26 protein-coding genes are annotated in these 26,348 nt (G+C 64.7%); 13 read left to right on the top strand and 13 right to left on the bottom strand.

Annotation, left to right across the window (positions count from 1 at the left end):
- The first annotated feature begins 91 nt into the window (after nucleotides 1-91).
- Genes AB4Y44_RS19330 through AB4Y44_RS19315 form a run of 4 tightly spaced genes read left to right on the top strand, consistent with a single transcriptional unit; the run spans nucleotide 92 to nucleotide 3,689 of the window.
- Nucleotides 92-403: a DUF485 domain-containing protein gene (locus tag AB4Y44_RS19330; RefSeq protein WP_368700552.1), complete on the top strand. Its 312-nt coding sequence runs from the start codon at nucleotides 92-94 to the stop codon at nucleotides 401-403.
- Nucleotides 400-2,070, top strand: coding sequence for a cation/acetate symporter ActP (actP, locus tag AB4Y44_RS19325; protein WP_368700551.1), 1,671 nt, complete (start codon nucleotides 400-402; stop codon nucleotides 2,068-2,070). Before AB4Y44_RS19330 ends, actP begins: the two co-directional genes overlap by 4 nt.
- A 23-nt stretch (nucleotides 2,071-2,093) precedes the next feature.
- Nucleotides 2,094-2,648 carry a cytochrome b/b6 domain-containing protein gene (locus tag AB4Y44_RS19320; RefSeq protein ID WP_342922013.1) on the top strand — a complete coding sequence of 185 codons (555 nt, stop codon included), beginning with the start codon at nucleotides 2,094-2,096 and terminating at the stop codon, nucleotides 2,646-2,648.
- 3 nt (nucleotides 2,649-2,651) lie between these two features.
- Nucleotides 2,652-3,689, top strand: coding sequence for an NAD(P)H-dependent flavin oxidoreductase (locus tag AB4Y44_RS19315; RefSeq protein ID WP_368700550.1), 1,038 nt, complete (start codon nucleotides 2,652-2,654; stop codon nucleotides 3,687-3,689).
- 24 nt (nucleotides 3,690-3,713) lie between these two features.
- Here AB4Y44_RS19315 and AB4Y44_RS19310 read toward each other — a convergent pair whose 3' ends face one another.
- Complete coding sequence (locus AB4Y44_RS19310) at nucleotides 3,714-4,664, bottom strand: LysR family transcriptional regulator (protein WP_342922011.1); 951 nt, start codon at nucleotides 4,662-4,664, stop codon at nucleotides 3,714-3,716.
- A gap of 107 nt (nucleotides 4,665-4,771) precedes the next feature.
- On the opposite strand from AB4Y44_RS19310, the gene AB4Y44_RS19305 reads away from it, so the two are divergent.
- The 3 genes from AB4Y44_RS19305 to AB4Y44_RS19295 all read left to right on the top strand — a co-directional run bounded on the left by AB4Y44_RS19305 (nucleotide 4,772) and on the right by AB4Y44_RS19295 (nucleotide 7,216).
- Nucleotides 4,772-5,443 carry an MOSC domain-containing protein gene (locus AB4Y44_RS19305; RefSeq protein WP_342922010.1) on the top strand — a complete coding sequence of 224 codons (672 nt, stop codon included), beginning with the start codon at nucleotides 4,772-4,774 and terminating at the stop codon, nucleotides 5,441-5,443.
- An 82-nt stretch (nucleotides 5,444-5,525) separates the two neighbouring features.
- Nucleotides 5,526-5,978 (top strand): MarR family transcriptional regulator, encoded by a 453-nt coding sequence (locus AB4Y44_RS19300; protein ID WP_342922009.1) that lies wholly within the window; start codon nucleotides 5,526-5,528, stop codon nucleotides 5,976-5,978.
- A 14-nt stretch (nucleotides 5,979-5,992) separates the two neighbouring features.
- Nucleotides 5,993-7,216: an MFS transporter gene (locus AB4Y44_RS19295; protein WP_342922008.1), complete on the top strand. Its 1,224-nt coding sequence runs from the start codon at nucleotides 5,993-5,995 to the stop codon at nucleotides 7,214-7,216.
- Nucleotides 7,217-7,238: 22 nt separating this feature from the next.
- Here AB4Y44_RS19295 and AB4Y44_RS19290 read toward each other — a convergent pair whose 3' ends face one another.
- On the bottom strand, nucleotides 7,239-8,585 hold the full coding sequence (locus AB4Y44_RS19290; protein ID WP_368700549.1) for an MFS transporter: 1,347 nt from the start codon (nucleotides 8,583-8,585) through the stop codon (nucleotides 7,239-7,241).
- Nucleotides 8,586-9,003: 418 nt separating this feature from the next.
- Here AB4Y44_RS19290 and AB4Y44_RS19285 point away from each other — a divergent pair, with 418 nt between their 5' ends.
- Together AB4Y44_RS19285 and AB4Y44_RS19280 are read left to right on the top strand one after the other, a co-directional pair.
- The gene (locus tag AB4Y44_RS19285) at nucleotides 9,004-10,563 is read left to right on the top strand and encodes a methyl-accepting chemotaxis protein (protein ID WP_342922006.1); all 1,560 of its coding nucleotides are present in this window, start codon (nucleotides 9,004-9,006) and stop codon (nucleotides 10,561-10,563) included.
- Nucleotides 10,564-10,616: 53 nt separating this feature from the next.
- Nucleotides 10,617-11,711: a beta-propeller fold lactonase family protein gene (locus AB4Y44_RS19280; protein ID WP_342922005.1), complete on the top strand. Its 1,095-nt coding sequence runs from the start codon at nucleotides 10,617-10,619 to the stop codon at nucleotides 11,709-11,711.
- A 25-nt stretch (nucleotides 11,712-11,736) separates the two neighbouring features.
- Here AB4Y44_RS19280 and AB4Y44_RS19275 read toward each other — a convergent pair whose 3' ends face one another.
- From AB4Y44_RS19275 to AB4Y44_RS19260, 4 genes are all read right to left on the bottom strand, one after another.
- A complete protein-coding gene (locus AB4Y44_RS19275; RefSeq protein ID WP_342922004.1) occupies nucleotides 11,737-13,029 on the bottom strand; it encodes an MFS transporter in 1,293 nt (430 codons plus the stop codon).
- Nucleotides 13,030-13,163: 134 nt separating this feature from the next.
- Complete coding sequence (locus tag AB4Y44_RS19270; protein ID WP_368700548.1) at nucleotides 13,164-14,378, bottom strand: MFS transporter; 1,215 nt, start codon at nucleotides 14,376-14,378, stop codon at nucleotides 13,164-13,166.
- Nucleotides 14,375-15,166 (bottom strand): DeoR/GlpR family DNA-binding transcription regulator, encoded by a 792-nt coding sequence (locus AB4Y44_RS19265; protein ID WP_368700547.1) that lies wholly within the window; start codon nucleotides 15,164-15,166, stop codon nucleotides 14,375-14,377. Before AB4Y44_RS19265 ends, AB4Y44_RS19270 begins: the two co-directional genes overlap by 4 nt.
- A 127-nt stretch (nucleotides 15,167-15,293) precedes the next feature.
- Nucleotides 15,294-16,328, bottom strand: coding sequence for a LacI family DNA-binding transcriptional regulator (locus AB4Y44_RS19260; RefSeq protein ID WP_342922001.1), 1,035 nt, complete (start codon nucleotides 16,326-16,328; stop codon nucleotides 15,294-15,296).
- Nucleotides 16,329-16,579: 251 nt separating this feature from the next.
- Between AB4Y44_RS19260 and AB4Y44_RS19255 the strand changes: the two genes are divergently transcribed.
- From AB4Y44_RS19255 to AB4Y44_RS19240, 4 genes are all read left to right on the top strand, one after another.
- Complete coding sequence (locus tag AB4Y44_RS19255) at nucleotides 16,580-17,638, top strand: fatty acid desaturase (RefSeq protein WP_342922000.1); 1,059 nt, start codon at nucleotides 16,580-16,582, stop codon at nucleotides 17,636-17,638.
- Between the two features lie 49 nt (nucleotides 17,639-17,687).
- Nucleotides 17,688-18,011, top strand: a complete 324-nt coding sequence (locus AB4Y44_RS19250) for a Rieske 2Fe-2S domain-containing protein (RefSeq protein ID WP_342921999.1) — start codon at nucleotides 17,688-17,690, stop codon at nucleotides 18,009-18,011.
- A gap of 112 nt (nucleotides 18,012-18,123) precedes the next feature.
- Nucleotides 18,124-19,101, top strand: a complete 978-nt coding sequence (locus tag AB4Y44_RS19245; protein WP_342922146.1) for a sugar ABC transporter substrate-binding protein — start codon at nucleotides 18,124-18,126, stop codon at nucleotides 19,099-19,101.
- 17 nt (nucleotides 19,102-19,118) lie between these two features.
- Nucleotides 19,119-20,366, top strand: coding sequence for an FAD-dependent oxidoreductase (locus tag AB4Y44_RS19240; RefSeq protein WP_342921998.1), 1,248 nt, complete (start codon nucleotides 19,119-19,121; stop codon nucleotides 20,364-20,366).
- Between the two features lie 100 nt (nucleotides 20,367-20,466).
- Here the strand turns inward: AB4Y44_RS19240 and AB4Y44_RS19235 are convergent, their stop codons facing one another.
- The 7 genes from AB4Y44_RS19235 to AB4Y44_RS19205 form a co-directional block, all read right to left on the bottom strand.
- On the bottom strand, nucleotides 20,467-21,597 hold the full coding sequence (locus AB4Y44_RS19235; protein WP_342921997.1) for a patatin-like phospholipase family protein: 1,131 nt from the start codon (nucleotides 21,595-21,597) through the stop codon (nucleotides 20,467-20,469).
- Between the two features lie 143 nt (nucleotides 21,598-21,740).
- Nucleotides 21,741-22,454: a GGDEF domain-containing protein gene (locus tag AB4Y44_RS19230; protein WP_342921996.1), complete on the bottom strand. Its 714-nt coding sequence runs from the start codon at nucleotides 22,452-22,454 to the stop codon at nucleotides 21,741-21,743.
- A gap of 49 nt (nucleotides 22,455-22,503) precedes the next feature.
- On the bottom strand, nucleotides 22,504-22,890 hold the full coding sequence (locus AB4Y44_RS19225) for a DUF1987 domain-containing protein (RefSeq protein ID WP_342921995.1): 387 nt from the start codon (nucleotides 22,888-22,890) through the stop codon (nucleotides 22,504-22,506).
- An 18-nt stretch (nucleotides 22,891-22,908) separates the two neighbouring features.
- Nucleotides 22,909-23,472, bottom strand: a complete 564-nt coding sequence (locus AB4Y44_RS19220) for a SiaB family protein kinase (protein WP_342921994.1) — start codon at nucleotides 23,470-23,472, stop codon at nucleotides 22,909-22,911.
- A 14-nt stretch (nucleotides 23,473-23,486) separates the two neighbouring features.
- Nucleotides 23,487-24,719: a SpoIIE family protein phosphatase gene (locus tag AB4Y44_RS19215; protein ID WP_342921993.1), complete on the bottom strand. Its 1,233-nt coding sequence runs from the start codon at nucleotides 24,717-24,719 to the stop codon at nucleotides 23,487-23,489.
- Nucleotides 24,720-24,895: 176 nt separating this feature from the next.
- Nucleotides 24,896-25,204 (bottom strand): non-heme iron oxygenase ferredoxin subunit, encoded by a 309-nt coding sequence (locus AB4Y44_RS19210; protein WP_342921992.1) that lies wholly within the window; start codon nucleotides 25,202-25,204, stop codon nucleotides 24,896-24,898.
- Between the two features lie 43 nt (nucleotides 25,205-25,247).
- On the bottom strand, nucleotides 25,248-26,318 hold the full coding sequence (locus tag AB4Y44_RS19205) for a fatty acid desaturase family protein (RefSeq protein WP_368700546.1): 1,071 nt from the start codon (nucleotides 26,316-26,318) through the stop codon (nucleotides 25,248-25,250).
- Nucleotides 26,319-26,348 lie beyond the last annotated feature (30 nt).

Raw genomic sequence — 26,348 nt, 5'->3', positions numbered from 1 at the left:
AAGTTCACGAGAAGCGGCAGCCCCCGGTGGATCGACGGCGATATCACGGGCGAGGGCATGCCGGACACCTTCCATGGACGGAGACAATCGGATGAACCCCACGACCCTGCATGGGATTCGTAGCAATCCCCTGTTCGCCACGCTGGTCAAACGCCGGCGCAGATACATTGCCTGCCTGACCGCCATCACGCTGATTCCCTATTGCGGCTTCATCGTGCTGGTCGGATTCGCCGCCGCTTTGCTGGCCATCCGGCTTTCCGCAGACAGTATCGTCAATATCGGCTGGCCGATCGGCGTCGCGCTGATCGTCGGCAGCTGGTGCCTCACGGGCTTGTACGTTCGCCGCGCCAATGGCGAATTCGACGCGCTCACTGCCCAGATCCTGGCGGGAGCGAACCCATGAAGCGCGCCAGTCTTGCTCTCGTCTTCCCGCTCGTGCTGGGCGTCGCGACTCACGCGGCGGCCGCGGAGGTCCTGCACGGCGTCGAACAGCGTCCCCTCAATCTCACGGCGATCGCGATGTTCCTCGTCTTCGCCGTGGCGACGCTGGGCATCACGTACTGGGCGGCGTCGCGCACCCGTTCGATGGACGACTTCTACACCGCCGGGGGCGGCATCACCGGATTCCAGAACGGCATGGCGCTGGCCGGCGACTATATGTCGGCGGCGGCGTTGCTGGGCGTGACCAGCATGATCTTTTTCCACGGCTACGACGGCGTGATCTACGCGATCAGCTTTTTCGTCGCGTGGCCGCTGCTGCTGTTCCTGTTCGCGGAGCGCATCCGGAATCTGGGCCGCGTGACGATTGCCGACATCGCATCGTACCGGCTCGACCAGAACCGGATCCGGACGATGACAGCCTTCGGTTCGTTGACCGTGGTCTGCTTTTACCTGGTTGTCCAGATGGTCGGCGCGGGGCAGTTGATCCAGTTGCTGTTCGGTCTTCCCTATAACGACGCGATCATCGTGGTTGGTCTGCTGATGGTGGTCTATGTGACCTTCGGCGGCATGGTGGCCACCACGTGGGTGCAGATCATCAAGGCCGCGCTGATGCTGTTCGGCGGCACGCTGCTTGCCGTTCTCGCACTGTCCCGGTTCGGTTTTTCGCTGAACGCACTGTTCGAGCAGGCGGTCGCCGCGCACAGGAACGGCGTGCATATTCTGCTGCCGAGCAAGCTGGTGTCCGATCCCATCGCGCTGATTTCGCTCGCGATCGGGCTGGTGTTCGGCACCGCGGGGCTGCCGCATATCCTCATGCGCTTTTTCACCGTGCCGGATGCGAAAGAGGCGCGCAAGTCAGTGTTCGTCGCCACGGGCTTCATCGGCTTCTTCTATCTGGTCATCATGGTGCTCGGCGTGGCGGCGATCGCGATTGTCGGCAGCAACCCGTCGTTCTATGTGGGCGGCCTGACCGGAGGCAAGCTGATCGGCGGCAGCAACATGCCGGTCATGCATCTCGCCCAGGCGCTCGGCGGCAATCTGCTGCTGGGTTTCCTCTCGGCCGTGGCGTTCGCGACCATCCTTGCCGTCGTGTCCGGGCTCACGATGGCGGGTACGTCAGCCATCTCGCACGACCTCTACGTGATGGTGCTCAAGAAGAACCGGGCCGATCCCGCGAGCGAGCGGCGGGTCTCCAGGATCGCGTCGGTATGCATTGGCGTGGTGGCGGTGCTGCTGGGTATCGTGTTCAAGGATCAGAACATCGCGTTTCTCGTCGCACTGACGTTCGGCGTCGCCGCCTCGGTGAATTTTCCGATCCTCGCGCTTTCGATGTACTGGAAGGGGCTGACGACGCGCGGCGCGCTCACCGGCGGCATCGCGGGCCTGGTGAGCGCCGTCACCCTCGTCATTCTGTCGCCCGCCATCTGGGTCACGGTGCTGGGCCATGCGAAGGCGATCTTCCCCTACGACTATCCGGCCATCGTGTCGATGAGCATCGCGTTTCTGTTTGCCTGGCTGGGCTCCGTCACGGACCGCAGCCAACGGGCGCAGCGCGAGCGCGACGACTTCGGCGAGCAGGCCATCCGCGCGCAGACCGGCTTCGGCGCGTCCGGAGCGGTCAGCCACTAGAGAACGCCAACAAGGAGACAATCATGCAAATGCGTGACAACGGTCTGGGCTTTTCGCCCATCACGATCGCGCTGCACTGGATCGTCGCAGCGCTGCTGCTGTCGATCGCCGGATGCGGCGTCGGGCTCATGTTGACCGCGGAAGACGTCCAACGACTGAGCCTCGTGCGTACGCAGAATCTGCTGGGCGCCGTGCTGTTCGTCGTGTCGATCTATCGGCTCTGGGCACGCCTCTCTTCGTATCATCCGCTGCCCGTAGGCACGCCGAACCCCGTCGAAGTGATCGTCAGCCGCTCCGTTGCGGTGGGCCTCGCGCTTGCCATGGTGCTGCTGCCGGTGGCCGTATGGCTTTCCCGCGCGGCGGCCGGTGTCGCCGTCGAGTTGCCGGGGGGATTGGCGATCCCCACGCTCATCGAGCCCAACGTGGCAGTGCAACGGGTCGTGGACATCCTTTTCGATATCGGAGCGACGGCCTTTCTGCTGGGCCTCGCGTTGCATCTGTTCGGAGCACTGAAGAATCATTTCGCGCTGGGCAATGACGCCCTCAAGCGGATGCTTGGCAAACACGTGGAGCTTTGAGCGATGAGCGAATTCAAATCGGCCTTCGGCGGGAACGCGGTCACGCAGCTGTGCGGCGTCCGGTATCCCGTCTTTCTTGGCGGCATGGCGGCGATTTCCGGCCCGAAGCTCGTTGCCGCAGTGGCCAATGCCGGCGGCATGGGGACGCTCGGCGGGCTGCGTTTGCCGCCGCTCGCGCTGCGCCGGTGGATACGGGAAACGCGCGAGCTGACGGACAGGCCCTTCGGCGTGAATCTCGTGCCGAAGTTCGGCGGCCCGACCGTGTTCGAAGCCCAGTTCCAGGTCGTGTTGCAGGAGCGGCCGCGCATGCTGTCGTTGTTCTACGCCGAAGACTATGCGGCGGACATGATTCCGCGTGCCAAGGACGCGGGCATGGTCGTCATGGTCCAGGTCGGCTCGGTTGCGCTCGCGCGGCACGCGATCCGGCACGGCGCGGATATCGTCGTCGCGCAGGGCAGCGAAAGCGGCGGCCACCTCAACCGGGGGACGATCGGCGTCATGTCGCTGTTGCCCGCGATCTGCGAGGTCGCGCAGGGACGTCCGGTGCTGGCGGCCGGGGGCATGACGACACGCGACGATGTGCGGGCCGCGATGCTGCTCGGCGCTTCGGGAGTGCTCGTGGGCACCGCGTTCGTTGCGACCGACGAATCGAATGCGCACCCGCTCTACAAGCAAAAGATTGTCGAAGCCAGCGTGGACGACATCGAGTATCGCACCGGGTATTCGTTCGGCTGGCCGTACGGCACACCTCATTGTGTGATTCCGAATCGCGACAAATGGAACCTGCTGCGCTTCGTTGGCGGCGGCGCACGCATGATCGACAAACCGCGCATGGCGCAGAAGCTCTCGCTCTATGCGGGGCAGGGCGTCAGCAAGATCGTCGGCGTGGTGCCGGCGGCCGAGCGCGTGGCGGAGCTGGTGGCGGGGCTGCCGGCGTCGACGGTTGCGGCGAATGCCCAGGCGATGCTCGATGGTCTGGCATATGGCGCAAACCGGGCGTTGGCGCAAGTGGAGTCGGCCGAGTGCCGCGCCGCTTGCTGACCCTGACGCGGTGTTCGGCGGCGTTCAGGCCGCTGCCGTCGAACGCCGCGTGCTCTTGCGATTCGCCGGACTCGCGCGTTTCGCTTTCGTGTCGTCAGTGGACAGCGCGAGCTGGTCGCGCGCGAGCGCGACAAACGCGCTCAACGCCGGAGTCGCCAGTGTGTCGTTGCGGCGGATGAATACCGTCTTGACGTTGGCGAACTCGCGCGGGAGCGCGTGAAGGGCGATGGCCTCGCGCGCTGCGTAGTTTTGCGCAACGGCCTTTGGCAGCAGCGTCACGCCCATGCCTGCGGCCACGCATGAGAGGATGCCGTCGAGCGTGCCCAGTTCGAGCACCTGGTTGGGCACGAGCCCGACCTGATAGAACCAGTGTTCGAGCGTGGAGCGATAGAAGCAGCCCGTGCGGAAGACCAGCACCGTCTGCTGCGGCATGACCTGGATGAGTTCGCCGAGCGAGGCGAACTCGCAGCTGCTCACGAGGACGAGCTCCTCCTGGAAGACCTCGTCTTGCGCGAGCACCGGATTCTGGTGCAGACCGCCGACGAATGCGCCATCGAGGCGATGGCTTTCGACGGCCTTGATCAGCTCGGCGGTCGTGCCGGTGAGCAGAGACAACTGGACCTGAGGATACTTCCCGCGGTATCTGGCCAGTACCTGGGGCAGGCGGATTGCCGCCGTCGTCTCCATCGAGCCGAGCCTCAACGTGCCTGCCGGCGTGGCGGTATCGAGCAGCGCGTTGCGGCTCTCTTCGGTGAGCTGGAGGATGCGCTGGGCGTAGCCCAGAAAGGTTTGCCCGGCCGAAGTGAGCACCACGCCGCTCTTTTGCCGGATAAACAATGGCTGACCGAGCTCGGCTTCGAGTTCCTTGACGCGCATCGTGACGTTGGACTGCACGGTGTGCACCCTCTCGGCCGCCGCGGTGAAGCTGCCGTGCTCCGCCACCGCACAGAAAATCTTTAGCTGACGCATCTCCATGGCGAATTCCATGAATCATAAATAATGATGGATTTCATCATTTACCATCACTTTACTGGATTGAACGGCGCGGGCACAGTGTCGTAAACGCGAACCGGAGGATGCACGTGGTGACGGTGTTGACTACGAACATTGGGTGCCTGTTCGCCGGGGGGATGGGTTATCTGGACCACGAAGGGCAGCGCAGCGGCATTTTCAAGCGGCGCATCGCCGGGTCGGTTCGCATCGATGCGCAGGGGATCGTCGGCGACGAGCATGGCGACCCACGCATCCACGGCGGCCCGGAAAAAGCCGTCCATCACTACGCGGCGGAGCATTACGCGCGCATCGCGCAGGCGTTCGCGGAGTGCGCCGAGGCCCTGGTGCCCGGCAGTCTCGGCGAGAACATCTCGGCCTCGGGGCTGACCGAACGTAACGTGCACATCGGCGACACCTACCAGGTTGGCAGCGCCATGCTGCAAGTCTCGCAACCACGCAGCCCGTGCTGGAAGATCAATCATCGCTTCGGCGTCGAGCGCATGTCGATGCATATTGCCGAGGGGTGCATCACCGGCTGGTATTACCGTGTCCTGCGCCCGGGCGTGATTGCGCCGGGCGACGCCATCACGCTCGTCGAGCGGCAGACGGAACGGTTCTCCATCGACGAATTCTGGCAGGTGCAGTTGTCGCATCGTCCGTCCATCGATGCGCTGGTCGAGCTGATCGCCATTCCGGGCCTTGCGCCTGACTGGAAGCGGCGCCTGGGCGAGCGGGAAAAGTGGCTGCGGGCGCGCCGGTGACGCGTTCGGCCGCGCTTGCCACGTTGCCGGAGATATGAAGGTTAGCTTTGCAGTTTACCTTCATATCTCCTAGAATGCGGGGATGACCGAACGCGCCCAAACTCCCCCTCCCGACCTCGCCGCGGCGCTTGCCGGCGACCTGCGCGCCCTGGTCGGGCAGCTGCGCCGCCGTTTTCGCGAGCAGGCGATCCTCGGCGACTTCACGCCTTCCCAGATGGCCGTGCTGCAGCGGCTCGAACGCGAGGGGCCGTCCACGGTGTCGAGCCTCGCGCGCGCGGAGGGCATGCGCCCGCAGTCGATGGGCACGCTCATCGCGCCGCTCGAGGCAGCGGGCCATATCAGCGGCGCACCAGACCCCAACGACGGGCGCCAAACGCTCTGGTCGCTGACTGACACTTTTCGCGAGTGGCTCAAGGAGGGGCGCGCGGCGCGCCAGGACTGGCTCTCGCGCAGGATAGAAGCGCGCCTTTCCGGCGTGGAGCAGGAGCAGCTCGCCGCCACGATCGAACTGCTCAAGCGGCTCGTGGCCGACTAAATCGAGGCCGTCACATGGGCGCTCCAGCTTCCGGGTTCTTTCGTTCGCTCAGGACTTACAACTATCGCGTATGGTCGGCGGGCGCGCTCGTCTCGAACGTCGGCACGTGGATGCAGCGCACGGCGCAAGACTGGCTCGTGCTCACCGGGCTCACGCATCACAGCGCGGCGGCGGTCGGTATCGTGATGGGCCTGCAGTTCGGGCCGCAAATGCTGTTCATGCCCTGGTCGGGCTTCGCCGCCGATCACTTCGACCAGCGCAAGCTGCTCATGGTCACGCAGGCGTTGCTCGGCACGCTGGCCATTGCACTGGGCGTGCTCACGGCAACAGGTCTCGTACAGCTTTGGCACGTGTACGTGTTCGCGTTCCTGTTCGGCTGCACGACGGCATTCGATTCGCCGGTGCGGCAAACCTTCGTCTCGGAGCTGGTGGGCGACGCCGATCTCTCCAACGCCGTTGCGCTCAATTCCACCTCGTTCAACGCCGCGCGCATGATCGGCCCGGCCGTGGCGGGAATCGTCATCGCATCGGTGGGCGTGGGCTGGGCCTTCCTGCTCAACGGTCTGTCGTTCGTGGCCGTGCTGATCTCGCTTACGCGTCTGCGCGTGGACGAGCTGCGTTCGGCAAGATGTACGCAACCCGCGAAGGGCGGTATTGCTGCGGGGTTCCACTACGTGTGGGCGCGTCCGGACCTGCGGGCCATTCTCGTCATGCTGTTCCTGATCGGCACCTTCGGGCTGAACTTTCCGATCTTCATCTCGACGATGGCCGTGAACGTCTTTCACGCCGACGCGGGACGCTACGGACTCCTGTCTTCCATGATGGCGGTAGGGACCATGAGCGGCGCCTTCTTCGGCGCGGGGCGCAGCCATCCGCGTTTCATCTCGCTGCTGTTCGCGGCTACGGCGTTCGGGGTGGGGTGCCTGCTGGCTTCGGTTGCGCCGGGCTACTGGTGGTTCGGCGGCGCGCTCGTGATGATCGGCATCGCGGCGCTCACGTTCACCACCGAAACCAACAGCCTCATGCAGCTTTCCACCGAGCCCGGCATGCGGGGCCGCGTGCTGGCGATTCGGCTGGCCGTGGCGCTGGGCGGCACGCCCATCGGTGCGCCGATCGTGGGGTGGGTCGCCGACCACTGGGGGCCGCGCTGGGCCTTGCTGGTGGGCGCGGCTTCGGGCTTCGCGGCGGCGATCGTCGCGGCCCGCACGCTCGCGCGGCGGGCCCACGAGAAGCCATAGCGCGTCGCACGATCACACACAATCAGGCAGGCTTCAACTCCACGCGCTTGATGTCCTTCACGATTACGAGATAGCTGATCACCGTCACGATCGCGTTGATGCCGACAAAGGCAAGCGCGCCGTTGAACGAGCCGGTTTCCGCCACGAGATAGCCGATCACGATCGGCGTGACGATGCCGGCCATATTGCCGAACATGTTGAAGATCGAGCCCGAGAGGCCGATCGCTTCGCGCGGCGCGGTATCGGCGATCACGGCCCAGCCGAGCGCGCCCAGGCCCTTGCCGAAGAACGCGAGCGACATGAGCGCGACCACGATCCAGTCGCTGTTCACGTAGTTGCAGCCGACGATACACGACGAGAGCACCATGCCGCCGACGATCGGCACCTTGCGCGCCATGGTGAGCGAGCGGCCCGAACGGATCAGGGCGTCCGAAGCCACGCCGCCCACGACCCCTCCCAGGAAGCCGCAGATAGCCGGCAGCGAAGCGATCAGCCCCGCCTTCAGGATGGTCATGTGGCGCGCCTGCACGAGGTAGATCGGGAACCACGTGAGAAAGAAGTACGTGAGCACGTTGATGCAGTACTGCGCGAGATAGACGCCCAGCAGCATGCGGTTGCCGAGCAGCTGGCGGATGACCGCCCAGTTCGCGCCCTTGCGTTCGCCGCGCGCTGCGCGTTGATGCCCGTTCACGATGCCGCCGCCCGCCTCGATGTATTCGAGTTCCTGCTGGTTCACGCCCGGATGATCGGCCGGATTCTTCATGAACCGGATCCACGCGAAGGCGAGCACGAGGCCGCCCACGCCCATCACGATATAGACGTGATGCCAGCCATACGCGTGCGTGAGCCACGCCATGAGCGGCGTGAACACCACGGCTGCGAAATACTGCGCCGAATTGAAAATCGCCGACGCCGTGCCGCGCTCTTTCGCCGGGAACCAGCTCGCCACCACTTTGGCGTTGGCGGGGAAGGCGGGCGCTTCGGCCGCGCCCATCGCGAAGCGCAGCGCGAAGAGGCCCGCAATCGCGGCGCACGCGCTGCCGAGCAGGCCAATCGTGCTTTGCAGCAGCGTGAAGAGCGACCACAGGAAGATGCTGCCCGCGTACACGCGGCGCGCGCCGAAGCGGTCTAGCACCCAGCCCGCGGGCACCTGCGCGAGCACATAGGCCCAGCTGAACGCCGAGAAGATGTAGCCCATGTGGATGGCGTCGAGACCGAACTCGGTGCGCATGGCCGAACCCGTGACCGAGAGCGTGGCGCGGTCCGCGTAGTTGAGCGTGGTGATGATGAAGATCAGCGAGAGGATCAGGTAGCGCACCCTGGTGCGCCTGGCGACATCGGACTGCGTGGCGGTGCGGCTCAACGACATGTGGATCGACCTCTCTCGTGCGCGAGATGCTGGCCGCTGCGCTCACGCTGCGGCCAGCATCTGCTGTCTCCGGACGGCGCGCCTCGTGCGCGCCGCATCTACTTAAGCAAGAACGCGCCTGACTCGCGTCAGGCGCGTTCCGTTTGCGGACCTGATTAGCTGCTTGTTCAGCCAGATGTCGGAAAGTTGTTTGACATCATGGCCGGTTGTCTGAGCTAATCGTACAACGCCCGGGAAGCCGAAGCAACCAGACTGTATGCCTGTTGAGTCGGTATCAGGGTAAACTCGAATTTCAGGATAACCGCGCGATGGTGGGATGATGCGGTCAAGTTGTTGGACAACATGGCGTCTGCACCCTCAAGACTCCGGCGTTTGAGCCGTAAAGAAGAACACCATGGAAACCGGGGATTGAAGCAACATGCGCAACACGACGGTACGAGCCAGCCTCCTTGCAGTGCTGGTGATCTTTGGCGTGATGATCCTGATAGGCGGCTTCGCGGGCGTGTTCTCGCTCAAGGAGTCGAACGCCAGCGCCCAACGCCTGCATGAAATCGCGCGCCAGACCATTCTGGTCAACGACGCCTACAAGGACACCACGCGCACGCGTTCGGCGCTCGTGCGCGGCTACAGCGCGCTCAAGGAACGCAACGACACGGCCACGCGCGACTCCGCGCTGAAGAGCGCGGCCCATAGCTTCGAGCTTTCGGCGAGCGAGACCCAGGCGTTCGCCAACGCCCCGGCGTTCGACGGTATGGACGCGGACCTCAAGCGCCAGTTGCTCGAATCGGCGGCGCAACTCTCGAACACGCTCACGCGCGCCACCGACGCGCTGCGCAACGGCGACACGGCCGCTTACGTTGCGGTCAACGACACCGACATCACCGCCGCGGGCGCGGCCTATTCCGTGAACGTGGAGAAGTTCCAGAAGCTCGCCAACGCGCTCGCCGAGGCCACGCTCGACGACGGCAATGCGCGCTATGGATGGATCGTCACGCTCGTGGGCGTGGGCGTGGCCATCGCGCTGGCGCTCGTCGTCGTCACGCATTTCGCCTTGCAGCGCATCGTGTCGCGCCCGCTGGCCGACGCCGCGGCCGTGCTCGACCGCATCGCTTCGAACGATCTCACCGTGCGCGTGCCCGAAGCGGGCCGCAACGAAATCGGCCTGCTGTTCGCCGCCATGCGCCGGATGCAGGCGGGGCTCTCGCACACCGTGGCCGGCGTGCGCGACAGTTGCGACGCGATTCACACGGCCGCGCGCGAGATCGCGGCGGGCAATCTCGATCTGTCGAGCCGTACGGAGGAGCAGTCCGCCTCGCTCGAAGAAACCGCCGCGAGCATGGAAGAACTCACCTCCACGGTGAAGCAGAACTCCGTGAACGCATCCGAGGCCAGCACGCTCGCCACGGGCGCGGCCGAACTCGCGCAGCGCGGCGGCGACGTGGTGGGACGCGCCGTGCAGACCATGCAGGACATCAGCGCCAGTTCGCAGAAGATTGCCGAGATCACGAGCATGATCGACAGCATCGCGTTCCAGACCAATATTCTTGCACTCAACGCCGCCGTGGAATCGGCGCGCGCGGGCGAGCAGGGACGCGGCTTCGCCGTGGTCGCGGGCGAAGTGCGCACGCTCGCGCAGCGCAGTGCAGGTGCCGCGCGCGAGATCAAGGAGCTGATTGGCGCTTCGATGGAAGACGTGCGCAACGGCAACGCGCTCGTCGCGCAGGCAGGCGAGGCGATGAACGAGATCGTCAACTCGGTGCGCAATGTCGCCACCATCATGGCCGAGATCACGACGGCCACCGCCGAACAGAGCACGGGCATTCAGCAGGTAGGCATGGCCGTGAGCCAGATGGATCAGGTCACGCAGCAGAATGCCGCGCTCGTTGAGCAGGCGGCGGCGGCCGCGAGCGCGCTGGAGCACCAGGCGCAATCGATGAAGGAAGCGGTTTCGGTGTTTCGCGTCGGCGCGCTCGCGTGAAGATCGATACGCGCAAAACCATTCAATAAAACTAGCAAACCAGAAAGGACGACATGAAGAAGGCAATCTTGCGCAGTGTGGCGGGCGCCGCTTTCGGCCTCGCGGCATCGGTGGCCGTGCATGCGGCTAGCTACGTGTACGTGTCGAACGCCGACAGCCAGGACATTTCAGTGTTCCGCCTCGATGCGCAGAACGGCGCGCTGGCCGCGGTCGAGACCGTGCCGGTGGGCGGCACGGTGATGCCGATGGCGTTCTCGCCCGACCATCTTCACCTGTATGCGGCGCTGCGTTCGAAGCCGTATCGCGTGGTGAGCTTCGCCGTGAATCCGCTCGACGGCCGTCTCGCCGAACTGGGCCGCGCGCCGCTCGCCGAGAGCATGGCCTATGTGTCCACCGACGGCACGGGGCGCTATCTGCTCTCCGCTTCGTACGGCGGCAATCTGCTGGCGGTGAACCGCATCGGCGAAAACGGCGTGGCGGGCGACGTGCAGCAAACCGTGAAGACGGGCCCGATGGCGCATATCATTCGCACCTCGCCGGACAACCGCTACGCATTCGCCTCGGTGCTCGGCGCCGACGCCTGGCTGCGCCTGAAATTCGACGCCTCGACGGGCGCGCTCACCGAAGACGCGAAGCCCGCGTACTCGCTGCCGAAGGATTCCGGTCCGCGTCACTTCCAGTTTTCGCCGGACCAGCGCTTCGTCTATCTGATCGACGAACTCGACGGCAAGCTGCACGTGCTCGCCTTCAACGCGGCGAACAATACGGTCAAGCCGATCCAGACGATCTCGATCCTGCCCGCCGGCTTCTCCGGCGACAAGCCGTGGGGCGCCGACGTGCACCTCACGCCCGACGGCCGCCACCTGTATATCTCGGAGCGTACGTCGAGCACGCTGGGCGCGTACCGCGTGAACCAGCAAACGGGCAAGCTCACGCGCATCGGCACGTACGCCACCGAGAAACAGCCGCGCGGTTTCAATATCGATCCGTCGGGCCAGTATCTGTTCGCCGTGGGCCAGCTCTCGCCCACGCTGAGCGCATACCGCATCGACGCGAAGAGCGGCGCGCTGCATGAGCTTGACAAGTACCCGGTGGGCAAGGGGGCGAACTGGGTCGAAGTGGTGGACTTCGACGGTTCGAACGGCTAGGCAATGAAGGGCGGCTTCGGTCGCCTTACTCCTGCCGGTTCTCGGTCGCGAAGCGCATTGGCTTCACGTTGTGCGGCTCGGCTCGCGCCTCATCGAGTCCTTCGATCGAGCGCAGCCGCGCGGGCGCCGAGAACACGATGATCGCGAGCTGAAGGGCGAAACCGCACGCGGCGCCGACGAGGCAACTCGCCATGCCAAGGCGCGTGCTCAGGAACGCGCCGAGCAGGGCGCCGAGTGGACGTGCGCCGAACGTCGCCATCATGATGACCGACGAGACGCGTGCGATCAGATCACGAGGCGTAACGACCTGGCGCAACGCCGTGGTCGAGATGGTCCAGACAATCGGTCCGAAGCCGAACAGAAAGAAAGCCAGGAACACGGTGGCGCGCGAATGCGTGAGTACGGTGCTCGCCATCAACAGCGAGCCAAGCGCGGCGCTCGTCGGGCCGAGCAGGATTTGCCGCCCGAAGACGAGGCGCCTGGCGATGATCTTGTAGAGAAACGCGCCGCCTACCATCCCGAAGCCATATACGCCGAGTGCAGCGCCTACCGCCGATGGCGCGAACGCGAGCCGGTGTATCGCGTACCACGCGAACACCGCGAGCAGCAGATACCACGACGTATTGAAGACGAAGGCCGTCGCCACGATGGGCCGCAGATGCGTGCTGCGCGCGATGAACTGCACGCCGTCGAAGAGTTCGTGTGCGAGCGCGCGACGCGAATGCGGACGCGGCGCCTCGGCGGGCAGCCGTGCGAGACACCACGCGCTGGCGAGCGAGAGGGCGAACGCCGCGAGAAACGCAAACACGCCCGACGCCCAGCCCGCAAAAATGCCGCCCACGGAAGGCCCCGCCGTGTAGGCGATGCTGCGCGCGATTTCGAGCCGCCGGTTGGCGGCGAGCAGGTCGCCCGTTTCAACCATGGCCGCGACGAGCGAGGGCGCGGTCACGCTGAATACCACCGTGCCGGTCGCAATGGCGAAGCCCAGCGTGCCGAGCGTATAGAGCGAAAGCACGCGCGCATGGAACAACGCGAACAGCACGAAGAGGGCGGCGGCGCGCAGCAGTTCGGTTGCGATCATGAGCGGCTTGCGGCGGCTGCGATCGGCAATGAGACCGGCGGGCAGCGAGAGCAGCAGGAAGGGCAAGGTATTGACGGCCTGCAGTGAGGCGCTTTGCTGTGCCGTGGCGCCCAATGCCACCACGGCGACGATCGGGATGACCGCAATGGCCATCTGCTCGCTGAATTGCGCGGCGAGACTCGCGTGCGAAAGATTGACGACGACGCGCTGTGGCGTCGCGCTACCGGTTGTGCTCATTGTCGATGTCCCGAAGATCGATCCGGCGCGAGCCGGATGCGGTGGTTTGAGCTTCGGGAACGAGTCTACGCAGGGCGCCTGGGTGGAAATATCCGGATCTTGTGGTGATATTCGATGCGTCAGGCGAACGCAGGTCAGTCCGCCTCGATACGATCCGCGTCGCGCGAATCGTTGCGCATCTGCGCATGGGCTGCCGATTCGCCTCGCGACGCATCGACATCGCGAACCGCACGGCTACCCGCAAAGCACACCGCGAGCGTCGCGAGCACCAGCACGCCGAGCGCGAGCTGCAGCCCCACTAGCCCCGCGCCGAAGCCGATGACCGGCGGCCCCACGAGAAAGCCCGCATACCCCGCAGTGGCCGCCATCGACACGCCGGTCACGGGCGGATCGGTTGTACGCCCGGCCGCGCTGAAAATCACCGGCACCACATTGGCAAGCCCAATGCCGACGCAGATGAACCCTACCACTGCCGTGGCGAGCGCCGGCGCAGCGAGCACGGCCGCGAGGCCCGCAGCCGAAAGCAGGCCGCCCAGCGCGACCACACGCACCGCGCCCAGCCGCCGCACGAACGCGTCGCCCACCACGCGGCATGCCGCCATGGCGAACGCGAACGACGTATAGCCGATGCCTGCGCTATCCGCATGAGCGGGCAAGGCGTTGCGTAGATACACGGCGCTCCAGTCGGCAATGGCGCCCTCGGTCATCATGCACAGGAACGCGAGCGCGGCGAGCTTCACGACGCCCGCCTGCGGCAACGCGAAGCCGCCGCCCGACGCAGCCTCCGGGCGCGTGCCCACGTCGCGCAGCGAGAACAGCGCCGCGCCGACGATCAGCACGGCGATGGGAATGGCGGGCAGCGCAAGCCCGCTTAGCACGCCAAATCCTGCTTTTTGCAGCACCGTGCCAACGGCTGCGCCCGCCAGACCGCCCGCGCTCCAGGCCGCGTGGAACGACGACATGATCGGTGCATGCCAGATTTTTTCGATCGCGCTGGCGTGGCCGTTCATGGAAACGTCGAGCGCGCCGTTGAGCGCGCCGAGCAGCAGCAACGCGGCGCACAGCAGCGTCGCATTGGGCGCGAGCGCGGGCAACGGAAACGCGGCGACGAACAGCACGCCGAGCAGGGCGGTCGCGCGGCCGCTGCCGAACTTCGGCGCGAGACGCCCCGCAAGCGGCATGGCGACGATGGCGCCGAGCGCGAAGGCAAAGAGCGCGACGCCGAGCAGGGAGTCGCCAAGCAGCAGCTTGTCCTTCACGCGCGGCACCTCGACGGCCCACGCACCGATGCCGAAACCGTTCGCCAGAAAGACCGCCGTGGTGGCGTAGCGTTCGCGCAGGGGCCTCATCGCGCCACCGCCACGTCGCCGCATGCGGCTTTCAGTTGCTTCAGATGCAGTTTCGGTACGTCGGCATCGACGACCAGATAGTCGAGCGAGGCGCACGGCGCGATGACGAAGGGCGCGGATGTCATGAGCTTTTCCGTGGTGACTGCTGCCGCGATCTGGCCGCTTGCCGCGACCATCGCGCGTTTCATTTCGGCATCCTCCGCATCGAAGGCGGCGATGCCCTCGGACGGATCGAGCGCGCAGGCGCCGAGAAAGCAGAGGTCGGCCCTGATCTGCTGAATCTGCACGAGCGCCGTGGCCCCCAGCGCGCCCGCGGCCTGGGCGCTCACGCGCCCGCCGATCAGGATCACTTCGATGCCTGGGCGCTCGAGCAGGCGCACACAGGCCTGGGGCGAAGTGGTGACGACCGTGAGGCCGGCGTTCTCGGGCAGCGCCGCCGCGATCTCGACGTTCGTGGAGCCGGCGTCGAGCAGGATCACCTGGTTGGGTTTGACGAGCGCGGCGGCGGCGCGCGCAAGGCGCGCCTTGGCCGGCAGTTGCTCGCGCATGCGCACGGAGGCGGGCTTGTTGGCGGGCGAGATGAGCAGCGCGCCGCCATACACGCGCTTGCAATGCCCCGCCTCGGCCAGGTCGCGCAAATGGCGCCGGATCGTGTGCTCCGAGGTGTCGAGCTGCGCGGCGAGTTCGGTGGCCAGCACGCGGCCCTCGGCGCGCAGTTTTTCGAGGATCAGGCGCTCGCGCTCGTCGGGGAGCAGGCCTTCACTGGCCTCCAGGCGTGTTCGTTGCATGAGTTTCGGCTCCCGCTCGCTCGTTGGCTTGCCCGTTTAATCGAGCAAAAACGAGCATAAAGTATCGTAAACGGGCAATGCATGCAACCAGCCGTGCGGCGTTCGGGGCGTAGCCGCTTCAGCCGCGTCAGGGCAGGGAATAGCGCGAATAGGTCTCGATCGGCAGGAGCGCCTGCGCGGGCGGCGTGGCGCCGGCCGCCGCGTGGCGCATCTGTTCGACGGCCGTGCGCAGCAGCAGACGCAAATCTTGGGAGAGCAGGTAGTCGATCACGTCCGCGCGCAACAGCGGCTCCGTCACGGCGTTCACCTCATGCGTCACGTAGAGCGTGCGGCCCGCAAGCCCGCGCTCGCGCAGCGCCGCTGCGAGTCCTTCGTTGCCGCCCGCCACGTTGTAGATGCCGTCGAGCGCGCCGTGCATTTCCATGCAGCGGCGCGTGGCCTCGTAGGTTGCCGGACCCGAGTCGGCGCCCTTGATCACTTCGACCACGTTCACGTGGGGAAAGCGCTGGCGCAACAGCGAACGAAAGCCGATTTCGCGGTCTTCGTGACAGGTGTACGAGAACGTTGCGACCACAACGGCCACCGAAGGCGAGGGCCGCCCCTCCAGGTGCCGGCCGACGAGGAACGCGGCCGACTGGCCCGCGGCGCGGTTGTTCACGCCGACGTAGGTGTGGCGCGCATCGGCGTCGACATCGGTGATGAGCGTCACGACGCCCAGGCCCCGTGCCATGCATTCGCGCAGCGCCGACGTAATGGGCGGCGTGTTCGTGCAGATGATGCCGATGGCGTCGGCAGCGCCTTGCGCCGACTCGCGCACGCGCAGCGCGACGTCTTCGTCGCTGGCGCCCACGCAATTGACCACCTCGACCGTCACGCCCGCCGCCGCGAACTCGGCTTCGAGGCTCGCTGTCGTGCGCGTGAGTTCGGCGGTGAAGGCGTCGCCGGCCTGGAGGAGCAGGCGCACGCGCAACGCATTGGACGAGCTACGCGACGCCTCGGGCAACGTCTCGCCGTCGCCCGCGCCCAGTTGCCTGAGCGCCGCTTCCACGGCGCTGCGTGTGCGCGGGTGCACGCCGGGCCGATCGTTGAGCGCCCGGTCGATGGTCGCGCGGCTTAGCTGCGTGAGTTCCATTAACTGCTTCAGCGTAGGGCGGCTTTTCATCGGGGCTCCGCAGCGGGTGAGTATGGACTCATTTTGCCTCAAAATGAGTCTTTCGTCGCGAGTATTTGAATTTTATCTCCACGTGGAGAACGTTTTCAGGCACTCATGGCTTAGGTAAAAACCCTTTCATGCTCAAAATGAGTCATTTTAGTCTTTGACGATGGCTCATTTAGAGCCTGTAATTCGACTCAAGGATGAGCAAAATCAAAGCGGCTCATCAGCGTTCAATGTCATGCACGGGAGTTCGACTCATGTCCGCACAGCCAGGCTCGCCACAAGTCATCACGATGGACGATTGGTACCGTTGCCCGCTCGACCGCAAGGTGCTCAAGGAGGTCACGCGGCGCAACGACAGGACTGCCCTGACGTATTTCGGCGGCTTCATGGCGCTCGTGCTCGCGACCGGCGCGCTCGCCTGGTTTTCGCTGGGCACGCTCTGGTGCATTCCGGCTTTTCTGCTGTACGGCACGATCTACGCGTTCGCCGAGGCGATGGAGCACGAGTTGCGTCATCGCACGCCGTTCAGGAGCGAGTGGCTCAACGAGTCTGTGCACTGGGTGATCTGCTTCATGACCTGGCGCGAGCAGATCTATAGCCGCTGGTCGCACGCGCAGCATCACACCTATACGCACCTCACGGCCACGGTGCCCGCCGACGTTGAGATTGCCGTCAAGCGGCCGCCCAATTACCTCAAGCTCGCCACCGACTTCCTGCGCGTCTCCCATGGCATTCATCATCTCGGCAACATCGTGCTGCATAGCCTCGGCATCGTGACGAGGAGCGCGAAGGCCGTCGTGCCGGTGGTCGAATATCGGGCGATGCGCCGCAATTCGCGGGTCATGCTCGCGCTCTACGTGGCCGTTGGCGTGTGGGCCTTCGCAGCGCATAGCTGGCTACCGGTGGTGTTCCTGCTGCTGCCCCGCGCCTACGGCGCGTGGCTGCACGAACTGCTGGCCATTACGCAGCACACCGGCCTGCGCGAGAACGAACTCGATCACCGCTTCTCCACCCGCACGCTGCGCCTGAACCCGGTGCTGCAGTTCCTCTACTGGAACATGAACTATCACGTTGAGCACCACATGTTCCCCAATGTGCCGTTTCATGCGCTGCCTAAATTGCGCAAAGCGATCGAGGCCGACTTGCCACCCGCTTACGACGGTCTGTTCGACGCGTGGACGGAGATCGTGCACGTGTTGCGCGTGCAGCGCCACGACCCGAACTACATGATCACGCCGCAGGTGCCCGGCAAGACGGCGGGCGCGATGCGCGAGGCCGCCGCTGCGAATGCCTTTGCCGCCGATACGCAATGACGCCTGGACCTGTAGACCCTTTTCGAAAGATGACGATGGAGGAGACGACATGAACATTCTTCAATGGCATGAGGTGTGCGCGAGCGACGAACTCGAAGAAGAGGACGTGATGGAGTTCGAACACGAAGGCGAGCTGTACGCGATCTATCACACGCCCACGGGCTACTACGCGTCCGCGGGGGTCTGCACGCACGAAACGGCGCGTCTCGCGCAAGGTCTCGTGTTCGGCGACATCATCGAATGTCCGATGCATATGGGGCGTTTTCACATTCCCTCGGGCGCGGCCAGGGGGGCGCCGGTTTGCGTGAACCTCGCCACGCACCCGGTCAAGGTGGAAGGCGGCACGATCTATCTCGGGCTCGCCTCGGATTGATTCGGCATACGAATCCTTGAATCACCGCGATAACGACGCAACCTAGGAGACAGCCGTGAACGTTCCTTTCCTGAAGGTATTGCCGCTGGCGGCGACGGTGTTGGCACTCGCAATGAGTCCCGTAGCGCACGCGGACCCCGTGGCGCATTTCGACTTCATTTCGCACGCGCCCGATTCGGATGCGTGGTGGAATACCGTCAAGAACGGCATCAAGCAGGCCGATCAGGACTTCAATGTGCAGACCGATTACCGCAATCCGCCCAATGGCGATATCGCCGACATGGTGCAGCTCGTGAATCAGGCGGCCGCACGCAATTACGACGGCGTGGTGACGACCATAGCGGATTTCGATCTGCTCAAGGGCGCCGTGTCACGCCTGAAAGCGAAGCACATTCCGTTCATCACCGCGAATACGGGCACCGAGCAACAGAGCGCCGAGCTTGGCGCGCTCATGCACGTGGGCCAGCCCGAATATCTTGCGGGCAAGGAGGCGGGGCTGCGCGCGAAGGCGGACGGCGTGAAGACGTTCCTGTGCGTGAACCATTACGCCACGAATCCGCTTTCGTTCGAGCGCTGTCGCGGCTTTGCCGACGCCATCGGCGCGAACATGAAAACTTCGGTGCTCGATGCGGGCACCGACCCCACGGGCATAGAATCGAAGGTGAGTGCATATTTGCGTAATCACCCGGACACGCAGGCCGTGCTCACGCTCGGGCCGACCTCGGCCGATCCGACGATACGCGCGGTGAAGAGCCTCGGGCTGGCGGGCAAGATCTGGTTTGCGACCTTCGATATCGACCCGGACGTCGCGAAGGGCATCAAGGACGGCACGATCAAGTTCTGCACCGACCAGCAGCCGTATTTGCAGGGCTATATTCCGGTGGCCCTGCTGGCGATCATGCATCAGAACCACAACAACGACGTGCTGCAGGCGCGCACCGCGCTCGAGCAGAACCCGAAGTTCCAGCAGCGGCTGAAGGACTATGGACTCAAGCCCGTTTATGAGGCGCGCAATATCAGCTCCGGGCCGGGCTTCATCACGCCGCAGAATATTCAGCAGGTGTCTGCGCTCGCGGGGCAGTATCGTTGAGCGCGCAAGGAGTCAGCATGAGTGCGGGCGATGCCATGGTGGTGATCGGCGGCGGCCAGTGCGGCGCACGCGCCGTGCAGGTGCTTCGCGAAGGCGGCTGGCAAGGCGCGATCACGCTGATCGCCGACGAAACCGCGCAACCGTACGAGCGGCCGCCGCTTTCCAAGGCGGTGCTGCAAGGCGAGCGCACGCCGGAGCAGGGCGCAATCCACCGCGAGGCGTTCTATCGCGAACAAGGTGTCGATCTGCGCTGCGGTTGTGTCGCGAGCGCGATCGATCGCGCTGCGCACACGGTGACGCTCGCGAACGGTGAGACGCTTGCCTACCGTCGCCTGCTCATCGCGACCGGTGCCGAGCCTCGCCGCGTGAGCGTGCCCGGCGCAGATCTCGCGGGCGTGCACGTGCTGCGCAATGCCGGCGACGCGCTCGCCATCGCGGGCGAACTCGGGCCGGGGCGCCGCATCGCGGTGGTCGGCGCGGGCTTCATCGGGCTCGAAGTCGCGTCCTCGGCCGTGCAGCGCGGCTGCGCGGTCGTCGTGTTCGAAGCCGCGCCGCGCGCGTTGATGCGCGCGGTGCCTGCGGAGGTGGCGCAGTGCCTCGTGGACCTGCATCGCGAACGCGGCGTGGACGTGCGCTTCGACGTTCAGGTCCAGCGCTTCGAGGGCGAAGGGCGCGTCAATGCCGTCGTGCTCGGCGACGGAGCCGTCGTACCTTGCGATGCCGTCGTGGTCGGCATTGGCGTCGCGCCGCGTGTGGCGCTCGCACAGCAAGCGGGTCTCGAGATCGACAACGGCATTGCCGTCGACCCCATGCTGCGGACCGGCGACCCCGATATCTACGCCGCGGGCGACGTGTGTTCGTTCGTGCATCCGCTGTACGGGCGGCGCGTCCGTCTCGAATGCTGGCGCAACGCCGAGGATCAGGCGCGCGTGGCGGCGCTCAACATGCTCGGCCGCGACGAGGTGCACAGCGCCGTGCCGTGGTTCTGGTCCGATCAATACGACATGACGATCCAGATCGCGGGCTTGCCCGCATTCGGCTCGACGAAGGCCGTGCGTGCGACGGGCGCGGCATCGAAGGTGTTTTTCGCGTTCGACGAGGCGGGCCTGCTGGTGGGCGCGAGCGGCGTGGGACAAACGGGCGAAATCGCCCGCGACGTACGGATTGCGCAGGAACTGATTGCGCGCCGTGTGCGCATCGAACCCGAGCTGCTTGCCGACAACGCGACCAGACTGAAGTCGCTGCTCGCCGCTGCCGTGCACTGAACGAACGGATCGATCTGCTCGGCCGGTGGCTCCACCCGCCGGCTTTTTTCCACTGCCGTTCGAGTGGGGCGATATGGGCTTCGTGCTCTATCGCTTTCTTTTATTCTTCGTCCGCGCTGTAGACGCTGAGGCCTTCTATCGGATCCATCGGGGCATCCCAGGGCCTTGCGTCGATCGCGCGCATGGCGGCCTCGTAGCCCGCGCGCCGGCGCGCGGCAATGCCCGACGGCGTAAAGTCGATGTCCTTCAACTGGTCGTCGCCGTCGAGTCGTGGCGCCGCGAGCTTGATGAGCCGCATGGTGGTCTCGCAGCCCCATGCCGCCAGTTCCTTCACATCGAGCGCGTCACGCTCGTCGGCGGGCACGCGCTTCGCCAGTTCGCGGATCACGTGGCGCAAGCGGTGGATCTGCTGTTGACGCGCGATATGACTTTCGGTGCGGCTCGCGTACTGAATGTCCTTTTGCCGTTCTGCGATCTGCCAGATGCTTTGTGGCTCCGGGCCCGCTGGATTCCACACCTGCACCGAGAAGATCACGGAACTGTGGCGCGGCTTGTCGTCCAGCACGACCTCGACCGGCGTATTGGAATAGATGCCGCCGTCCCAGTACGGCTCGCCGTCGATGCGCACCGCCGGGAATGCGGGCGGCAGCGCGCCCGAACTCATGATGTGTTCGACATTCAGGCGCTGGTCGCGAGAATCGAAATAGCGCATGGCGCCCGTGCGTGCGTTCACCGCACCCACGGTGAGGCGTGGATGCCCGGCGTTCAGCAATTCGAAGTCGACCAGGGAAACGAGCGTGTCGTGCAGCGGGGCGATCTTGTAGTAAGACGCGCGATCGACGCCGAGGCGCGCGAGCGGACCGAACCACGATGCCGGGTTGGGCTGGAAGAACCCCGCAATGCCGCCGCCGATGATCATCAGCTTTGCAAACGTCTTGTCCCAGCCGGGCGCGAAACCAGGCCACGTGACTGGGACGTCGAGACGGGTGCGGTCGGTGACGCGGTGCCAGAATTCGACCAGACGCTCGAAGCGGTGCTCGGGTGCGTTTCCGGCGATCAATGCAGCGTTGATGGCGCCAATGGAAGTGCCGATCACCCAGTCCACCTGGATGCCGGCTTCGTGCATCGCCTCATAGACACCGAGTTGATAGGCGCCTAACGCGCCGCCGCCCTGCAATACGAGTACGACTTGCCCTGGCAATGCCAGGCTTGCCGGCTGCTTCGCTGTCATCGATCGCCTCGCTGTTTCGCTCTACCGACGCGCGATTTCGTGACATGCATTCTTCATACGCGTCGCCGTTTTCTCCGCACCATTGTAGTGGCGTTCGGAAAAGACGAGCGTTGCGTGGCAACGGCCCGAATGGCCGCCATCGCTCAACCGGCCGACGCGATCTGCCCTTCGAACGTCACGCAGTTGCGACCGCCGCGCTTGGCGGTGTACAACGCGGAATCGGCGAGTCCGTACGCCGTGTCGAAATCGGTGCCGGCCGGATTGTCGCTGACACCGAAACTGGCGGTAATGGCGCGGCACACCGGCGCGGGGAACGCGTGATTCGCAATGGCTTCGCGCATGCGCTCGGCGAGTTGCAAGGCGTCGGCAATGTCAAAGCCCGGCAAGACGACCGTGAACTCTTCGCCGCCAACCCGACCGATGATGCCGGTCTCGCCGAGAATGCGCCGCAGGCAGTTCACGATGCCCGAGATCACGCTGTCGCCGGCCGGGTGCCCGAAGTCGTCATTGACCTTCTTGAAGTCGTCGATGTCGAGCAGGATCATGACCGCCCGATTCGCGCGCAGCGCCTTCACCGTGCGTTCGATCACGGCGCTGCGATTGAGCACGCCGGTCAGCGCGTCGTGCGTCGCGCGATATTGCAGTTGCTGCGTGAGCGCCTGCATTTCGCGCTCGGCGCGATCGCTGCGCCCGATCAGGCGGCGCGTTTCGCGCATCAGGCGCTCGTAGTGCTGGATCAGCTCGATGAGCGCCTCGCGATGACTGTGCGCGTACGCCTCCGGAGCCTCGGCAATCATCCGGGCCCGCTCCAGCGCCTCGCTTTCGCTGCGGAACAGGTCGAGGTAGTGATCCTTCATTGCGTCCCGCAAGCCAGTCGTTTCCACGCGCGTCGTTCTCAAGGCATCCTCACGTTGCAACCGGGCAATCATTGAACTTGATTGCGGTGAAGTCGGTTTGCAGTTCCTCGCCGAATTCGAGGATCGTTTCGTCTTCTTCGTCGCGATACCAGTTCACCTGCACCTGGTTGCCCGCCGCGGCGGCGCGATCGAGGGCGTCGAACACGCTGAACAGCATTTTCGTGCTCGAACTGTTGAAGTAGGTGAGCGTGACCTCGACCGTGATCGCGGCGTTTTCGCAGTCCTTAAGCCAGAGATTGAGCCGCTCGATGATCGGCGCATAAAACGCGGCGGCATTCTCGGGATACGATTCGCCTCGCAGAGACAGCACGTTTTCGTCGAAGCGGAAGTCGATTTCCGGTGACGTTGCCGTGGCGGCGATAAAAAGGTTTTCCATTTTGTACGCGTGCCCTGGTCAGATGATGGTCTTGAGGCAAAACAGTGTGGTGCCCGCGTCGTCTTCGCGTGGATGAAACGCGAATTCGAGCGGCGCACTGGCGTCGCGCGCCATCGTCAGAAAACCCAGTCCCGCGCCTTTGCTGTCGGCAGGCGTGTCGGCGCGCAGCGACATCTTGTAGGCCTGCTTGATTTCCTCGATCGACATGTTGCGCAGCGGCTCCAGCTTCTCGCGCAAGTCGTCCACGGCCGCCGTGGCGATGGGATTCACGCATACCATGAGGTGGCGCTCGCCTTCGGCGGAAATGCACATCGCGCCTTCGCGTATTGCGCCGCCCTGGCCTTGATCTTCCGAGAGCGCGTCGCACGAGTAGTGCACGATATTGTGCGAAAGCTCGATGAACGAGGAGAAGATCCTTCTACGCGTAGACGTGCTCAGTCCCGCCACTTCCAGTTGCAGCTTGACGACCTCGCTCATCGCCGCGACGATGCTGTGCGAGAAATAGCCTTTGTGATAGAAGAGCAAACTGCGCTTCTGTGCGATTTCGAAGAAGCAGCAGTTTTGATCCAGAATTCCAGACATAGTGGTGAACTACCTCAAACTCGTGCGAAGAAAAGCGTGACGTCGTCGCGGCGCGCCTGGGAGCCTTGCCATTCGGCGAAGGTTTCGAGCAGGCGTGCGCAGATGAATGAAGAAGCGTTCTCGCGCGCGGCGAGAATGCGGTCGAGCGTTCGGCGTTTGCCGAAGGCGATCTTGCGCGGGCCGCCAATCTGATCGGTCAGGCCATCCGTGGAAACGAACAGCAGACTGCCGTGCGGCACAGCTACAGCGTGCTGGCTCCACGTGTAATCGGCGAGGCTGTCGACATAGCCCACGCCCATGCGGTCGCCGGCAATGCTTTCGAACTGTTGTGCGTCCGCACGCAAGACGTGCAGCGCGACCCGCGCACCCGCAAAGTGCAGCACCTGGCTGGCGGCGTCGAACCAGAAGAACGCGGCATCCAGACCATCGTTGGACTGCGGGGCGTCGCCCGCGCCGTTGATTTGACCGAGCAGGCCCTTCACATTGCGATTGACGGCTGCCAGCAACGCGGAGGGGTTGCGCGGGCCGATCTGTTCGAGGGCCTGCGAGAGCGACGCCGAGGCGAGCAAGGTCATGAACGCACCGGGCACGCCGTGTCCCGTGCAATCGGCCACCGCCCCGAACCAGCCGTCGGCGAACGCCGCGAAGTGGTAGAAGTCGCCGCCCACCACGTCGCGCGGCTCCCAGACGAGCGCGGCATCGGGCAACATGGTCGCGAGCGTCTCGCGCGAGGCGCGCAGCATGGCTTGCTGGATCACGCTCGCATACTCGATGCTCTGCATGATCTGCCGATTCTTTTCCGCCTGCATTTCCGCGACGATGGACAGCAGGCGCAAGCCGTTGCCCACGCCAGCGAAGCGGCCTTCGCGCGTCACGATGAAACCATCGACCAGCGCCTTTTCGCCGACTTCAACCGTTTTGAACGTGAGCGCCTCGATGCTCATGGCCGCATCGACGATCAATGGCTCCTTGTCCATGAATGCGATGCAGCTCTTCTTGTCGTAGAGCTCGCGGTGAAACGGCTTGCTCATTTGCGACAGAAAGATATCGCGATTGATGAGTCCGATGGGGCGATCGTTTTCGATCACCGCGAGACTGGCCATGTCGCGCCTCGAATAGAAAATCTCCATGACGAGAGAGTTTGAATCCGAGGCGTCGATGGCCGGCACTTCCAGAGCCAGTTCTCCGGCGCTGCGCGGGCCTACGGGAAGACCCGGACGACGAAACTGCGCGAGCGCGGGGTGCATGACTATCCATTCCGATTAATATGGAGAATCAGCACGCTAATGGCTATTTATGTCATTCTCGTTACATGGACGAGAGTAAGCGCTCAAGTTCGCTTGTTTAATACACCGTAACGATCGGCGAATGCCACGCTAACGTTTGCGCGTTTTTTCGCTTCCCTTTGCAAGGTTTCGGTGCGTCACACTTCAATATAGATCCGTCCGCCTTCGACCCTGGCCGGATACGTGGCGAGCTTCTCACATACCGGTGCACAAAGCGGCTTGCCGTCACGCACGTCGAAGCGGCCATTGTGCTTCGGACATTCGATCACATGACCCATGACGAGCCCGTCGCTCAAGTGCACGTGTTCGTGCGTGCAGAGCCCGTCGCTCGCGTAGACCTGGTCTTCCACGCGGTAGATCGCGAAGGTGCGTCCGCCGTGGTCGAAACGCATGACGTCTTCGTCTTCGATATCGTCGAGTGCGACTGCGTCGATCCATTGGGTCATCGGGTGTCTCCAGACTGGTATTGAAGGTTGTGTGCGCAACGGCTCAGGCTTCGGCGTGGCCCGGCACCGGGCGCGCCACGTGATAGTAGGGATCGCGTGTTTGCCGCACGAGCGCGGGAATGATTTCCGCGTACGCGGCAAGGCTGCTGCGATAGGGCGGCGGCATATCCATTTTCACGACTTCGTGCAGGCGCGGCAGCGCGTGAAAAGGAACCATCGGAAACATGTGATGCTCGACGTGATAATTCATGTTCCAGTAGAGAAAGCGGAACACGGGATTCATCATCACCGTGCGGCAGTTACGCCGGTGGTCGAGCACGTTCTCGGGCATGCCCGCGTGCTGCGTGAGGCCGAAGTAGAGATAAAGCCACGCGCCGTAGAGGCTGGGCAGGCCGATATAAAGCAGCGGAAGGGTGCTGCGAAAGCCGATGCACGCGCCAATCACGATCGCGTACACGAGCAGGCTCAGGCGCGCTTCGCGAATGGCCTTGGGCCATTCGGAGGCGGGCACGAAGCTTTGTTCTTCCGCGCCCAGGCGTCCGCATGCAGCAGAGATCATGCGCGGCAGCTCGCGCGAGGCGTGCTTGAGCGCGAAGATGTTGAGGGCGAGCGAGAGCCAGTCGGTGGGGCGCGGGGCGGCGATCTCGGGATCGCGGCCCACCACGAGCGTGTCGGTGTGATGACGCGCGTGACTCCAGCGCCAGATCGTCGCGCAGCGGAACACCTGGAACGACGCGCTCTGATAGAGCATGTCGTTCATCCAGCGCGTCTTGAAAGCGGTGCCATGACCCGCTTCGTGCCAGCGCGAATCGGCGGGGCTGCAATAAAGCGTGCCGTAGACCAGGAACGCGGGCACGGCCCACCACGAGTGCGCGTGCCAGAGGAACCCGGCGAGCACGCCGCCCGCGACGATGGCCGCATACCAGATCACGGTGTCGCGGATGGCGCGCGCGTCGCTGCGCTGCATCAACTGCTTCATGACGGGGCGCGGCACGGCGCACCGGTACCAGTCCGCGTTGACGAGGCCCGCTGCGCGCGCGCGTTCGCCTGCACCGCCGATGAGCCGGTAGTCCGCATGATGCGGCGCGTAGGCGTGAGTCTCCTGGTCGGCCACGGGTGTCTCCTTGAAGTGTTGGCAGTGCGC

It is taken from the genome of Paraburkholderia sp. BR10937 (assembly GCF_040965695.1).
GTDB lineage: Bacteria > Pseudomonadota > Gammaproteobacteria > Burkholderiales > Burkholderiaceae > Paraburkholderia.
Note: the sequence above shows the minus strand (reverse complement) of the source record. Positions and strands in the feature narration are given on the sequence as shown.